Annotated in this window: 13 protein-coding genes; 4 read left to right on the plus strand and 9 right to left on the minus strand. The window is 58.0% G+C overall.

Features of this window, described 5'->3' with window-relative positions:
• Positions 1-11 precede the first annotated feature (11 nt).
• The 3 genes from folP to tilS all read right to left on the minus strand — a co-directional run bounded on the left by folP (position 12) and on the right by tilS (position 4,179).
• Entirely contained in the window at positions 12-914 is a 903-nt protein-coding gene (gene folP, locus O6929_03595) for a dihydropteroate synthase (protein ID MCZ6479479.1), read from the minus strand.
• Positions 886-2,664 (minus strand): ATP-dependent zinc metalloprotease FtsH, encoded by a 1,779-nt coding sequence (ftsH, locus tag O6929_03600; GenBank protein ID MCZ6479480.1) that lies wholly within the window; start codon positions 2,662-2,664, stop codon positions 886-888. Before ftsH ends, folP begins: the two co-directional genes overlap by 29 nt.
• A gap of 117 nt (positions 2,665-2,781) precedes the next feature.
• Positions 2,782-4,179 (minus strand): tRNA lysidine(34) synthetase TilS, encoded by a 1,398-nt coding sequence (gene tilS, locus O6929_03605; protein ID MCZ6479481.1) that lies wholly within the window; start codon positions 4,177-4,179, stop codon positions 2,782-2,784.
• A gap of 149 nt (positions 4,180-4,328) precedes the next feature.
• Here tilS and O6929_03610 point away from each other — a divergent pair, with 149 nt between their 5' ends.
• From O6929_03610 to O6929_03625, 4 genes are all read left to right on the plus strand, one after another.
• Positions 4,329-5,891, plus strand: a complete 1,563-nt coding sequence (locus tag O6929_03610) for an ATP-binding protein (protein MCZ6479482.1) — start codon at positions 4,329-4,331, stop codon at positions 5,889-5,891.
• A 96-nt stretch (positions 5,892-5,987) separates the two neighbouring features.
• Positions 5,988-7,397, plus strand: coding sequence for a sigma-54 dependent transcriptional regulator (locus tag O6929_03615; protein MCZ6479483.1), 1,410 nt, complete (start codon positions 5,988-5,990; stop codon positions 7,395-7,397).
• Positions 7,398-8,061: 664 nt separating this feature from the next.
• Positions 8,062-9,408, plus strand: coding sequence for a chromosomal replication initiator protein DnaA (gene dnaA / locus O6929_03620; GenBank protein MCZ6479484.1), 1,347 nt, complete (start codon positions 8,062-8,064; stop codon positions 9,406-9,408).
• A 307-nt stretch (positions 9,409-9,715) separates the two neighbouring features.
• The gene (locus tag O6929_03625; protein ID MCZ6479485.1) at positions 9,716-10,093 is read left to right on the plus strand and encodes a hypothetical protein; all 378 of its coding nucleotides are present in this window, start codon (positions 9,716-9,718) and stop codon (positions 10,091-10,093) included.
• A gap of 110 nt (positions 10,094-10,203) precedes the next feature.
• Here the strand turns inward: O6929_03625 and O6929_03630 are convergent, their stop codons facing one another.
• From O6929_03630 to O6929_03655, 6 genes are all read right to left on the minus strand, one after another.
• Positions 10,204-11,577: an NAD(P)/FAD-dependent oxidoreductase gene (locus O6929_03630; GenBank protein MCZ6479486.1), complete on the minus strand. Its 1,374-nt coding sequence runs from the start codon at positions 11,575-11,577 to the stop codon at positions 10,204-10,206.
• Between the two features lie 442 nt (positions 11,578-12,019).
• Positions 12,020-12,484, minus strand: coding sequence for a DoxX family protein (locus O6929_03635; GenBank protein MCZ6479487.1), 465 nt, complete (start codon positions 12,482-12,484; stop codon positions 12,020-12,022).
• Between the two features lie 92 nt (positions 12,485-12,576).
• Positions 12,577-12,795, minus strand: coding sequence for a mercury resistance system transport protein MerF (gene merF, locus O6929_03640; protein MCZ6479488.1), 219 nt, complete (start codon positions 12,793-12,795; stop codon positions 12,577-12,579).
• Complete coding sequence (locus O6929_03645; protein MCZ6479489.1) at positions 12,792-12,971, minus strand: heavy metal-associated domain-containing protein; 180 nt, start codon at positions 12,969-12,971, stop codon at positions 12,792-12,794. Before O6929_03645 ends, merF begins: the two co-directional genes overlap by 4 nt.
• 189 nt (positions 12,972-13,160) lie before the next feature.
• Positions 13,161-13,511: a hypothetical protein gene (locus O6929_03650; GenBank protein MCZ6479490.1), complete on the minus strand. Its 351-nt coding sequence runs from the start codon at positions 13,509-13,511 to the stop codon at positions 13,161-13,163.
• A 58-nt stretch (positions 13,512-13,569) separates the two neighbouring features.
• Positions 13,570-13,882 (minus strand): hypothetical protein (locus tag O6929_03655; protein MCZ6479491.1); only part of this gene is annotated, 313 nt, incomplete at its 5' end.

The raw sequence follows: 13,882 nt of genomic DNA on the forward strand, positions 1-13,882 counted from the left end.
CCCACGCCTCCTTATATTTTTTCCGATCCCTTTCGAATGGCATCAGTCATCCGGGCCACCCGGACCATGGCTTGCACATCGTGGACCCGAAGGATATGCGCCCCCTGCCAGATGGCGACGGCGACCGTGGCTGCGGTCCCCTCCAATCGCTCCTCCACGGGAAGATCCAAGATCTTTCCAATGAACGCCTTCCGCGACGGCCCGATCAAGACCGGTTTTCCCAGAACCTGAAGTTCCGGAAGACGTTTCAGCAGCAGAAGGTTATGCTCTACCCGCTTCCCAAAGCCAATGCCGGGATCGACCGCAATGGCCTCAGGATGTACGCCGTGTGCCTCGGCCAGGAGAATTCGTTCCCGGAGATGCTCCCGAACTTCCCCAAGCACGTCGGTGTACTTCGGATCCGCCTGCATGGTTCGGGGACTTCCCCGAATGTGGGACAACACCAGACCGGCACGAACCTCTGCGACGACCGATGCCATCCGCGGATCAAAGCTGAGGCCGCTCATATCATTGATGAGGTCTACTCCCTCGGCCAACACCACGGCCGCAACGTCGGCCTTATACGTGTCTACAGAGATGGGAACAGGAAGCTTTTCGACAAGGCGCCGCAGGAGCGGAAGGATCCGACGAAGCTCCTCTTCTGCCGAGACCGGCTCAGAACCCGGTCGAGTCGACTCTCCACCCACATCGATAAGATCCGCCCCCTCTTCGACTAACCGATGAGCGTGCTCGACCGCCCGACCGGGCTCGAGATATAATCCCCCGTCGGAAAAAGAATTGGGGGTCACATTGAGGACCCCCATGATCTGTGTCCGGGCCGTCAGGTCAAGGCAGAATCGCCGGCACCGAAGCGGGGGCAGCCGATTGCTCGGAAGCTCTACGGCCTTAGGCGGGTGCCGCGTCGACGATGCCATCGATCTCCGGCCCCTCCAACACCTCCCGCTCTAACAGGGCAGTAGCCACGCCGTGGAGTGCCTCCATCCGGGATTTGACCAGCTCCTTGGCCCGTTCGTATGCCTCCGTCACAAAGCGACGGACTTCCCTATCGATCTCCTGGGCGGTCTCCTCACTGTAGTCCTGATGCTGGGCAATCTCTCTCCCCAGAAAGATCATCTCCTCCTTCTTCCCAAAGGTGAGGGGCCCCATCTTGTCGCTCATTCCCCACTCACACACCATTTTCCGGGCCAATTCGGTGGCCCGTTCCAGGTCGTTCCCTGCCCCCGTGCTAATCCAGGAAAACACCAACTCCTCTGCCACCCGACCCCCCATGAGGATGGCGATATTGTCCATCAGAAAATCCCGATGATAGTTATGCTTCTCATCGATGGGGAGTTGCGTGGTAACTCCTAAGGCCCGGCCCCGGGGGATAATCGTCACCTTGTGAATTGGATCGGTCCCTGGAATGAGCTTGGCCACCAGGGCATGCCCGGCCTCGTGATAGGCGGTGGCCCGCCGCTCTTCCTCGCTCAAGATGAGGCTCTTGCGCTCCACCCCCATGAGCACCTTGTCTTTGGAACTTTCAAAGTCCTTCATTTCGACCGATTGCTTATTTTCCCGAGCGGCCAAGAGGGCTGCTTCGTTCACCAGATTGGCCAGGTCCGCCCCCGAGAAGCCCGGCGTTCCTCGGGCCAGGATCGCCAGGTCCACATCGTCGTCCAGGGGGATCTTTTTGATATGGACTTTGAGGATCTCTTCCCGGCCCCGAATATCGGGCCGCCCCACGATCACCTGTCGGTCGAATCGCCCGGGCCGAAGCAGCGCCGGATCCAACACGTCCGGACGATTCGTCGCCGCGATGAGAATTACCCCCTCGTTCGACTCAAAGCCATCCATCTCCACCAAGAGCGCGTTTAGGGTTTGCTCTCGCTCGTCATGGCCGCCCCCGAGCCCTGCACCCCGGTGCCGCCCCACCGCGTCAATCTCATCCATGAAGATAATACAGGGCGCATGCTTCTTCCCCTGCTCAAAGAGGTCGCGTACCCGAGAGGCCCCAACCCCCACAAACATTTCCACGAAGTCAGAGCCCGAGATCGAAAAGAAGGGGACACTGGCTTCACCGGCAATGGCGCGGGCCAGCAGCGTCTTCCCCGTCCCGGGAGGCCCCATCAGCAAGACCCCTTTCGGGATCCGGCCACCCAGCTTCTGATACTTCTGGGGGTCTTTCAGAAATTCGATGATCTCTTGCAGTTCTTCCTTGGCTTCTTCCACGCCCGCGACATCAGTAAAGGTTATCCGGTTCTGTTTTTCCGTGAGCAGCCGGGCCCGCGCCTTTCCAAAGGAGAGGGCCTTAGTACCCCCGCCTTGCATCTGGCGCATGAAGAAGATCCAGACGCCGATGAACACGAGCATCGGGAGCCAGGAGAGGAGGACATTCCACCACGGATTTTGTTCTGTGGGCTTGGCGGCAATCCTCACACCCTGCTTCCGCAGGTTGGGAACCAGCTCGGGATCTTCAGGAGCATAGGTTCGAAAGACGGTACCATCAGTCAACTGGCCCTGGATGTCTGACCCCTTTAGGGTCACCTCAGTGACCTCCCCTTTGTCGACATACTCAATAAACTCGCTAAATATCAGCTCCTTCTTGACCTGCTGACCCTGATTGAAAATGTTAAAGAGGAGGATCATGCTCAGGCCAATGACGAGCCAGAGCGCCAAATTTTTCATGAAAGGACTTAACTGCATAGCCTCCTCGAGGTCAAGTACTCCTGAGTGCCGTACCGATACAACTCCATCTTAAAAATAGCACATTAGGGGAAAGTTGCCAATACCAAATGGAGCGGATCAGGGGGCGGCGGGACCTGCCCCTCGGTGGACAGCGAGGACGAGGACCTCTTCGGTCGTGTCTCCAATTCCCGCGCGCTCATCGATCCGAAATCCGGGAACCCACAGGATCCCTTGCTGATCCGTGACGACGGGGATCTTTTGTCGTTCCTCCCGAGGGATCTTCGCATCGACGAAGAGATCTTGCAGCTTCTTACTCCCCTTGAGCCTCCAGGGGCGGAAGCGATCCCCCGGTCTCCAACTCCTCACCACCAGCGGAGGCAGGACCTGCTTCCAGTCGATAAATGCTCGATCTGGAGTGGTTTCCGAGGGGTCTGCCATCGATCGAGGCAGGATCGTAGCCTCTATCTTGATTCCCCAGTCGGCATGGATGAGCTCACCCGGTACCCGCAATTCCTGATGCAATATAGACTGTTCTTTCCGTTCCCGCCTCCCGACGTAGAGAAGGCCCCCAGACCTCCAAGCCCACTGATTCTGAGGAAGAGTCACCGCCGACCCCCCCCCGGGGCCCATCAGCTTTTCCACTGCCTCCAGGTGGGCAGAAGTAATGTACGCATCAGGGGTGAGGTCCCGAATCGCCCGCTCGATAATCCGGCGACGAATGGCGGGGGCCAGACGCCGAAGGGCGCTGAGTTCCATCCACGCCGCGCTCTCCTGAGAGTCCACCAGGGGACCGGAGACCTCACGAGCGACTTTTTCAAGATATCCCTCGTCCTCTGCAACCAAGGCCGCCATCCGGGCTAACGTTCTGGTAATAGCCGGATTATATTCCTTCTGGAGCAATGGAAGGAGGTGCTGGCGGATCCGGTTCCGGTGGTAACGGAGGTCTCTGTTCGTGGGATCTTCTACGAAGGAGAGCCGGTGCGCCTTGGCATATGCCTCGATGTCCTCTCGGCCTACGGCAAGCAGCGGTCGAATCAGGAGCCCCGCTTTGACGGGCAGGATCCCTCGCAGTCCCCGAAGCCCCGAGCCCCTGAGCAGATGAAGGAGGACCGTCTCTGCCTGATCGTCCTGGTGGTGTCCCATGGCAATCTTTGTCGCTCCCACCTGGGACGCCATGTCCTCCAGAAAGTGGTATCGCGCCCGCCGGGCTTCCGCCTGAAGCGATCCGCCACGCCGCGCCTCCCGTACCCAGGATTTCGTGGTGGCAGGCAAATCCCACGAGGCCGCCACTTCTTGTACAAAGAGCGCATCCCTCCGGGAACTCTCTCGCAGGCAATGATCGAAATGTGCAACGTGAAGGGTGAGAGAAAATTCGGCGCGCAGACGCAGGAGGCAGTGGAGCAACACGATGGAGTCGACCCCGCCTGAAACCGCAACCACCACCCCTTCCCCTGGCTGAATGAGCCTGTAAGTCGCGATGGCCTTTCGAACGGCCGCGAAAACCGGTTCTCGCACAACCTGTCCCCTCCTCACGGCAATCATAGGAGCTTGCCAGAGCCCTGTCAATGTCGATCCGACGCGCGGAAAGGGCACATTCTCATTGAAAAATCATGCACTTCCTGATAGCGTAATTAGAACGAGAGGGGTCATGAGGACCATCGGCGATGGCCTATCCAGAGACACCAAAACGAACCGTCCTCGTGGTGGATGACGAACGCTTCATGCGGGAGCTCTGTGGAGACATCCTTTCCCAGGCAGACTTCCAAGTCCTGCTGGCCTCAGACGCTCCGGAGGGCCTTGCCCTAGCCGAGTCCGATCCCCCATCGGTTATCCTCCTGGATGTCATGCTTCCCGGGATGAACGGAATCGACGCGCTGACCCATTTTTCCCAGGTGGCCCCTTTTGCTCCTGTGGTCATCATCACCGCCTACGCATCCCTGCAAAGTGCCATCGGGTCCCTAAAACACGGCGCCTATGACTACATCCCGAAACCGTTTAAACCGGATTCGCTCGTAGCAGCGGTCCAGCGGGCCGAGGAGCGCCACCGGCTCCTGGTCGAGAATGCCACGATCGTCCAGACCCTGCAGGAAAAAGTGACTGATCTCACCCGCCTCCACCGAACGGCGAACGAGCTGGCGAAGGATCTGGGCCGGCGCATGGAGGCCCGCACGGAAGAACTCCTCCGGAGCGAGCGCCTCACCGAGGGCATCATTACTCACTTGGCGAGCGGACTGATGGTAACCGATCAGGGCGGAGCGATCACCTTGATCAATCCGCAGGGAGCCCTTGCCCTACGATGTCAAGCGGAGGAATTGCTGGGTCGCAAGCTGACTGACCTCTTCTCCGACGCCGGCGAGCTGTTAGAGGTCCGGGGCGAGTCCAGCCAGCGCGAGTTGGAACTCATCTTGCCGGACGGCAGCACCATCCCCCTTGGTTTCAACAACTCGTATCTCACCGACGCTCAGGACAACCGCGAGGGGGTAATCGTGGTCTTCCGGGACCTGAGTGAGATCAAGCAGCTCCAAGCGGAACTGCGCCGCAAAGACCGTTTCGCGGCCATCGGACAAGTGGTGGCTGGCGTGGCTCATGAGATCCGGAACCCCCTCTTCGGCATCACCTCTGGGGCCGAGATCCTCAAGCGAGAGGTGGATTTCACCCCAGCCCATCGCAACCTGGTCGAGGCGATGTTCTCGGAAACCCAGCGCCTCAATGCTTTGGTCAGCGATCTTCTCCTCTTCGGAGGACCATCCCGGCTGGAACGACAAACCACCGACTTTCACCAACTCCTGGATGCAACTTGCCACCTGTACGTCGGCGAAGTCCGCGAGCGTTCCATCCACCTGCAAAAGACCTACGATCCCCATCTGCCGGCTGTCTTCGCGGATCAAGATAAGCTGAAACAGGTCATTTTGAATCTGCTCAAGAATGCCCTCGAGGCGACCCCGCCCGGAGGAACCATCACCGTGGGGACGCGGCTTCACCGAAAGGGGAAAACGGGTGAGCAGGTAGAGATGTTTATCAGCGACACGGGATCCGGCATCCCCGCTGAGGACCAGGGCCGCATCTTTGACCTCTTTTTCACCACCAAGCCCCGGGGAACGGGCTTGGGACTCCCGATCTGCCGGCGGATTGTCGAAGATCACGGAGGAAGCATTACGGCGGAGAGTCAGCCGAGCCAAGGGACGACCTTCACCGTGCGACTCCCTCTCAAACACGTTGACAGGTAACCGATGACCATCCACAATGGAGTTTTGGGGGAACAGGTTCTTGTCAAGAAGACGCGCCATGCTCAGTTGAGATTGATCGGGTAGTGGTGCACACATATGAAGCCGACACTGGCCATTATCGATGACGAAACCTTAATCCGGCAGGTTCTGCGCCACCATTTTGAGCGCAGGGGGTACCGGGTCCTGGAAGCGTCCACTGCCTCGCAAGGGATCCAAATCGTTCGGGAGGAGGACCCCGATGTGGTCCTCCTGGACCTCAAGCTCCCAGATCTGGACGGCCTGAGCACCCTGAACCGCATCAAGACGAGCCAGCCTGATACCGCGGTGATTGTGCTCACCGCTCACGGCACCTACGAAAAGGCCGTGGAGGCTGTGAAGGGTGGAGCGGAAGACTTTTTGATCAAAGAGCCCGCGGAAGGAAACCTCGCAGCGATGGAACTCAGGGTGTCGAAGGCGGTGGACAGGCTCCGGAAGGACCGGATTCGCTCGTATTATAGCCAACATTTCCGAAGACGGGCGACAGACAAAGAACCGGCGATTCCCGGTGAGCATCCCTCCATTGTGGCCCTCAACGGATTGGTGGATCTTGTCGCCCAGAACCCCTCAACCACCCTCCTCATCACGGGAGAAAGCGGGACGGGAAAGGAGCTGGCGGCCAAGGCAATCCATCAGAAGTCAAGCCGACGAGACAAGGCCTTTGTGGAGATCAATTGTGCGGGGCTCTCGGAGAATCTCTTGGATTCAGAGCTCTTCGGTCACGAACGAGGGTCGTTCACCGATGCGAAATCGATGAAGCGGGGACTCCTGGAGGTGGCCGACAGCGGGACAGTCCTCCTTGATGAGATCGGGGATATGTCATTGGCAGTTCAGCCCAAGCTCCTTCGAGTCCTGGAGACTCGAACCTTTAGGCGGGTCGGGGGTATCCGGGATATCTCTGTCGACGTGCGCATCATCACCGCCACCAACAAGGACCTCAAGAAGTTGGTGGAGACTGGTAGCTTCCGCGAAGATCTCTACTATCGCCTCAAGGTGATGCCTGTGGCGATGCCCCCACTGCGCGAGCGGGGTCGTGATGTGCTCTTGCTCGCTCAACTCTTCGTCCAGGAGTTCAACACGTTCTTGAAGAAACGCATTCGCGGATTCTCCGAAGAAGCCCAGGAGATCCTCCTGGCTTATCCTTGGCCAGGCAATGTGCGCGAAGTCAAGAACGTGACAGAACGCGCGATGATCCTCTGCCGGAGTGACATGATCCTTCCCGAGAATCTCCCGGCGGATCTTCCGGGAGTCACCGGCAAACCTGTCCGGGACACCACGGAGGAGAAGGCATCCCACCGACCGGGTCGCAGAGAGACAGACCCATTCCTTCCACTCGCCGCACTCGAGAAAAACCACATCCGCGAAGCGCTGGAGGCCACCGAGGGGAACCGCACTCAGGCGGCAAAGCTCTTGGGAATCTCCCGCTCCACCCTGCAGGACAAGATCAAGCGGTACCGTCTGCAAAAGTGACGAGGGACGTCGCCACCCTGAAACGGTGCGACTCCTCTCTTCTCGGATAGACTAGATCAAATTCACCAACACGCACTCTGGCCCGGACAATTTTCTGAGTCACAAGCCTATTTTTTTTAGTACCAACGTTTATCTATCGTCTACGAAGCCGATTGCTGAAGACAGCATTCGGTCATGACAAAACTGGGTGTGAGATATGACGGCATGAACATGTGTCCAAGCCTTGGGGACCCCGATCAGCTGCGGGTTTGAGCGATCTTCATTCACTCAGAGGCGCGCCGAGCCGCGCCAGAAGCTCATCCAGAGAGACACTGATATTCTAGTCTACGCTCCCCGTCGCTAACTACTCGTCAGATTTGAGTTCCAGAAAACATTTTTTCTCGCTCCAAAAAGCACTTGACTCGAACACCAAGGTTCGTTAAAAGGAAGCGCGCTTAACCCTGACAAGACCCCGTGTTCGACAGATGCTGAAGTCAATCACCTGCACTCCAATCGAACACTTCTGGGGATAAGTCGCAAACCTCTCGCCACCGTTTAAGTTACAATGTTGCCCACCTTGTGGAAAAAATGTGGATAGCTTCCCTCCTTCGGATGGAACGTGAGCCCGGCAGTACGTCTCTTCACCATAGGCAAGATTCGAGCGGCGTAGGAGGAGACTGATCAGATGACCGGACATCCCCCATTGTCCCAGGAAGTCTGGCAGGCGGCCCTCTCCAACATCCAGCACCAACTGGTTCACCATAGCTTCGAGACCTGGTTCCGCCCCCTCACCCTGGGAAGTATAGGCGACAGTCGCCTCCAGGTCCTTCTTCCCAATCGCTTTTTCAAAGAGTGGTTTGAAGAACATTATATTGAACTCCTCCGGTCCGCCTTAGAGGATCTCCTGTTTACCCGCGTAGAGATCGATCTCATGATCCCAAACCAGGACCTCCCCCCACCACCCCCTCCCCCGGAAGTTCCACACAAACGGACTGCCCGCCGGCCCCCCCCTACGACCTCCTCCCTGAATTCCAAATACACCTTTGACAACTTTGTCGTGGGGAGTGGAAACCAACTCGCCCATGCTGCATCACTGGCGGTTGCCGAACAAATCTCGCGGGCGTACAATCCGTTCTTCATTTATGGCGGCGTCGGTCTCGGCAAGACGCATCTCCTTCACGCCATCGGCCGTCTCGTTCTGGACCGCGATGATGCGATCCGGGTCTCCTACATCTCGTCGGAAAAGTTCACTAACGACCTGATTAACGCGATCCGCTTTGATTCCACGATCGAATTCCGAAATCGCTACCGGAGTGTGGACGTCCTTCTCATTGACGACATCCAATTCATCGCCGGCAAGGAAAGGACGCAGGAGGAGTTTTTCCATACCTTTAACGACCTCCACAATTCCTCTAAACAAATCGTCTTGACGAGCGACAGCATCCCTAAGGACATCCCGGGTTTGGAAGAACGACTCCGCTCCCGGTTCGAGTGGGGCCTCATTGCCGATATCCAGCCCCCCGACCTGGAAACCAAGGCAGCCATCCTGAGGAAAAAGGCCCAGGCAGAGGGGGTGCGGATTCCGGATGAGGTATCCCTCTTTATCGCCACGAACGTAAAATCGAACGTCCGGGAGCTAGAGGGCTACCTGATCCGGATCGTCGCCTACGCCTCCCTGACCAACCAGGCAATCACGCTCGATCTCGCCTGCGAGGTCCTGAAGGAGCTCGTAGACGGGGACAGGAGTATCACTATGCCCCATATTCTGGAGGTGGTAGGGGACTTTTACCGCCTCAAGGAAAAGGAACTCCTGTCGAAGAGCCGGCACAAGTCTATCGTCCTGCCTCGGCAAGTGGCGATGTATCTCTGCCGCACTCACACGAACGCTTCCCTCCCGGACATCGGGACAGAGTTTGGGGGGAAAGACCACTCAACGGTCATGCACGCCTGTTCCAAGATCCGGGAACTGCTGGCGAGAGACGACCGGTTCCGAAAACAGTTGCAGGACTTGACTAATCTCCTCACCCGCTGATTTGACCTCCCGAATATTCGCCTTCCCAGCGTCACCGCATATCTACGAAGCCTTGCGTGCCCGAAGCAGAGCCCCGGTGGTAAACCTTTTATCCAACCTACCCTTGACACCCCTTGCCCAGTGGGGGATACTTGGGCCTCCTTCAGGAGAGGCAGTGTTAGAACCGGGGTAGGGATATGTCCTAGCCCACCTCAGGCACCATCGTTGGCACACCAACCATTCGGAACGCTCTCTCGGGCGAAGTACCGTCCGGGAGGGCGTTTTGCTATACACCATTCTAACCGCCAAAGAAAAAAGGAGGTGTAAAATGAAAACACTTATTTGCCCTACATGTGGCTGTTCCCTGGTACGGCTAGGCATCAGCAAAGATAAGGCATTTCCTCACCGCTATAACAATGAGGAATACCGTTTCTGTTGCCAGGCGTGCGTCGACCTGTTCACCATCGATCCCCAGAAATACCTCCAGAAAATAGATGATTTGATTGTATGCCCAAGCTGCTTGGGTGAAAAACCACTCGAGCGGGCCGTCAAGTTGATTGCCGGACAGGATGTGCACTTTTGCGGTTGTCCGTATTGCGCAGAAGTGTTCCAGAAGAACCCTGATTTTTACATTAGACGTTTAGAAGGTACCATACCTAATGAGGGCGTGCTTGACCATGAAGGACGTTGTGTTAGGCCGGAGTAAGGACCTTGCCTGAGACTGAAGCGAGACACATAATCAAAGGGAGCAAACTGAGGATCAGAGGCCTCTTCTCCCCTTCCTGCGTCAATCAGCCTGAGGCCTGACGTCATCCCTCAGACCATATACGCCAAGTCAGACGCGTGTGTCGGATACGCGAAAATCCCGTCCCTTAGATCCTCAGTAGTGAGACCGCGACGGATGGCAAGCGCAAAGAAGTTGATCAGCTCATCAGCGGATGGTCCGAGCAGGTGCGCACCGAGGATCCTACCCGTACCTTCTTCGATCAGCACCTTGGATGCCGAGTATTGCTCGCCCACGCGCCGGGAAGAATACCAAGTAGACGTATCCTGATATTTGACCCTAAACTTAAGTGTCTGCTTCCGTGCCTCGTCCTCTCTGAGACCGACCGCGGCGATCGGCGGCAAGGTGAACGCCACGGTCGGAGTACCGCTGTAATCCGGCTGTGCCTTGTTTCCGTCCAAGAGATTCGCTGCTACAACCTTTCCCTCGAGCCCCGCGACAGGTGTAAGCGGCAACCCTGCGGTCTCGGCTGCATCTCCCGCGGCGTAGACCGCTGGATTCGAGATGCTCTGCAGGTACTCGTTCACCAGTACTCCACGCTCACCCCGCTCCACGCCGGCCGCCGCCAGGTCGAGGTCGTCTATCTCGGCAACACGGCCGGCACCGTGAACCACGAGATCAGCCTCGAAGGTTTGCGCTCCCGCAGGCGCCGATGTCCTTACCTCGAAGCCACCGGCAATTTGGTCGATACGTTCAACCTGGGTCTCCAACTTCAGATCGATGCCGCTGGCGCGGGCCGCCTGCGCCACCTTCTCAGCCAAGTCGGGATCGAATCCCTCAAGGGGACGGGGACCCCGGTGAAGGACAGTGACCTTGGCTCCGGCGCGGACAGCAACATTCGCGAACTCCATGGAGATGTAACCGGCGCCCACGAAGACGATACGTTCCGGCAACTCAGCCAACTCAAGGAAGTCTTCGCTCGTGATGAGGTGGTCTTCCCCCGGAATTCCAAGCTTGGCCGGCATGGCGCCGGACGCGATGACCACGTGCCTGGCCTCCAAGAGATTTTCGCCGACGTGGACAGAGGTGGGGCCGACGAACTTCGCCCGCCCGTAGAACGGGTCGATCCCAGCTCTGGCAAATCCCTGTTCGTGGTTCTCGGGCACGGGTTCGGTAAACGTCCGTTTGAAGGCCATGAGCTCGCGCCAGTCGATTCGCACATCGCCAGGGTACACCCCGCGGCCGGTCAAGCGGTGCCCCCAGTAAAGCGCTTCGGCCGCGGCGACCAGCACTTTCTTGGGATCGCAGCCCCGTAGGGCACACGTACCCCCGAAGGGGCGGGAATCTATAACCGCTACGGTCCATCCTGCTCTGCGGCAGCGTGACGCCACCGTCGAGGCCGCGGACCCGGTTCCAATAACAACCAGGTCGTATGCGCCCTTACCATTCCTCCTCTTGCCAGTCATAGGTTCCTCCTTCAATTAGTTCTTCCTGAAACACGAAAGCTCCTCCAATCTACCTCAGCCACCCTGCGAGCCGTCGCCGGTTCCGGGACACCCAGCGGTATGCCCTGTGAGCCAGCCACATGCCACCCGGAATGTGAAAGGGGAAGCTTATCAGGAAGGCGCCGGGGAGCCTCTCAAGTGTCCCGCGGACGGCGGCAGCACCCGTTAAAATTTGGCCCCACTCATCAACGAGATGAAGCTCCTCATGGCAGCGCTCCCGGGAGATGCCCGGAAAGCGTATTTCCAGGTCAGGCTCTTGGAAGGGGATCAGATCAAGCCGCCTCCCACGATCCCGCCGGTGGACCCACCGGGCCCAGCGCTGTCAGAGGCTTCAGTCGCCGTCGTAGATGACGGCAGCCTTGGGATCCTTCACCGCCGCAAGCATCTGCTCTTCAGGAATGACTTAAGCCCTTCCCTGCCGGGCATCCAGGCTGTAGTGTCCGCCCCCCTTCACGAAGAGGTAGAAGGTGGCCGCCGCCAAGGGGATGTCCTTCAAAAGAAGGTGTGCAAGGGCTGATGTAATCCCCTTCTGGGGAACGTAAGGCCAGAGACCTATAAAGATGGCCGCCAGCATGAGGATCATTAAGAGCGAAACAAAGCGGGTGAAGAGCCCCAGGATGAGCAGCACCCCGAGCGCCAGCTCGAACATTGCTATAGCTTTCGTCAGGATCGGCAGAGGGATGGTAAGAGGGATCAGCCAGCTGGCCATCTTGGTCATCATTGTTCCCTTCTGGGGAAGAATGAGCTTTGGCACCACGGCCATCCAGATCCACAGGAAGCCGATGGCAATCCGTAGAATGAGCGGGAGGTATTTATCGAGTGGGGTAAGGTCGAGCCCAAGAAACGTATGGCTTTCGCTTTGCTGCATATTCCTGCCTCCCATCAGTCTCTATTTCACTATTGATTCATCTCTCAAAAGATAACTCACACGAAAGAGCCAGGGTTGCGTCTCGCCTTCCACTATCCCTTCACCTTTCGCACCTGGGAAGCCCGCCACCAGCCCCAGAGTGCGATCCCGACGAATAAAAACAAGAGGGGTAAGAGGACATAGTCCAGGTATGCGGTGACCGCGGCAAGCCCTACGAGACCAAATACCCAGGGAAGGATAGGAGTCACACAGCAGATTCCTGTGATTCCCGTGCCCCACCCGCCGACCTTCACAAACTTATCATTCGTCATAGTTCTTCTTTGCCTCCTTGCACGGGAATGGCGTGAAATCCTGCCTTCTCAACCGCCGTCACCATGCCATCAAGTGTCACCTGGGTAGGATCATACGTAACGATCGCCTGGGCATTGCTAAAGCTGACCTCCGCCTTTTCGACGCCGTCGAGCCCTTCCAGGGCCCGTTTGACCAATAACGGTCAGGCGAATCACGTCATCCCCTCTATACGGAGGATCACCTCCTGAACCGATCCGGCCGGTTCTTTCTCCGATGTGAGCTGAGCCCTCCCTGGTGCGCTGCTCCCCTGGCCCTCGCATCCCATAGCCAATACGAGGACGAACGGTAAAGCGAAGAGGGCCCTGAGGGCTGCGCGGCGATCCATTTATCCCCCCATCATTAACGACCAGAGTGCATCAGGAAACACGACAAACACCACTTCGATAAACAGTATCATTAATGCCGCGATGAGCAGGGTCAGGTTGAGCCTGGAGCCGGCCATCCGACAGCCAAGGGTCTCGCACCGGCGCTTTTCCCGGAAATACAGGTAGTATCCCAATCCAACGCCCAGGATTCCGAGAGGTAGAAAGAAGGGCCGGTACTGCATAGTCGTCGCCATGAACGCGCCGCTCCCGAGACCCAGGAGGACCACCGTGAGGGGGAGCAGGCAGCAGAGCGAGGCTAGGAATGCCCCACCGAAACTGACGAGACCCGACTTCAGGTCAGCAACTTTCATGAGCTCTCCGTTCCTTTTGTTCCCGAGCCACACCTGAGAAGAATTGTTCCGAAGGCCTTTACACCGGTATGCCCGCGGGTTGACGGTGAATAAGCCATTGGCTTACCGCGCCGCCGCCGAGCGCACCCGTCACCGTGCCAATAAGGATGCCGGCGAGCACCATCGCTTCAAGGCTTATGCACGTGAACAGGATATACGGCACCATAATTACCGCAAAGGCTTGCCCAACTGTAATGCCGTGCATCTCCTGGCCGTCGCGCTTCAGGCGCATCCAAGGGGGAGCGGCCACCAGGACGGGCAGCAAGGCGTATAGGGCGCCGACGAGGAAAGAGAGGGGTACAACCGGAGCCGCGAGGCCCGCACCAGTGAAC

This window comes from Candidatus Methylomirabilota bacterium, from assembly GCA_027293415.1.
GTDB lineage: Bacteria > Methylomirabilota > Methylomirabilia > Methylomirabilales > CSP1-5 > CSP1-5.

Excerpts from the sequence above, each read along its gene's own strand:
- folP (MCZ6479479.1), bottom strand. The coding sequence starts at position 914 with ATGGCATCGTCGACGCGGCACCCGCCTAAGGCCGTAGAGCTTCCGAGC.
- O6929_03625 (MCZ6479485.1), top strand. The coding sequence starts at position 9,716 with ATGAAAACACTTATTTGCCCTACATGTGGCTGTTCCCTGGTACGGCTA.
- O6929_03610 (MCZ6479482.1), top strand. The coding sequence starts at position 4,329 with ATGGCCTATCCAGAGACACCAAAACGAACCGTCCTCGTGGTGGATGAC.
- ftsH (MCZ6479480.1), bottom strand. The coding sequence starts at position 2,664 with ATGAAAAATTTGGCGCTCTGGCTCGTCATTGGCCTGAGCATGATCCTC.
- dnaA (MCZ6479484.1), top strand. The coding sequence starts at position 8,062 with ATGACCGGACATCCCCCATTGTCCCAGGAAGTCTGGCAGGCGGCCCTC.
- merF (MCZ6479488.1), bottom strand. The coding sequence starts at position 12,795 with ATGACGAATGATAAGTTTGTGAAGGTCGGCGGGTGGGGCACGGGAATC.
- O6929_03635 (MCZ6479487.1), bottom strand. The coding sequence starts at position 12,484 with ATGCAGCAAAGCGAAAGCCATACGTTTCTTGGGCTCGACCTTACCCCA.
- O6929_03630 (MCZ6479486.1), bottom strand. The coding sequence starts at position 11,577 with ATGACTGGCAAGAGGAGGAATGGTAAGGGCGCATACGACCTGGTTGTT.
- O6929_03650 (MCZ6479490.1), bottom strand. The coding sequence starts at position 13,511 with ATGAAAGTTGCTGACCTGAAGTCGGGTCTCGTCAGTTTCGGTGGGGCA.
- O6929_03615 (MCZ6479483.1), top strand. The coding sequence starts at position 5,988 with ATGAAGCCGACACTGGCCATTATCGATGACGAAACCTTAATCCGGCAG.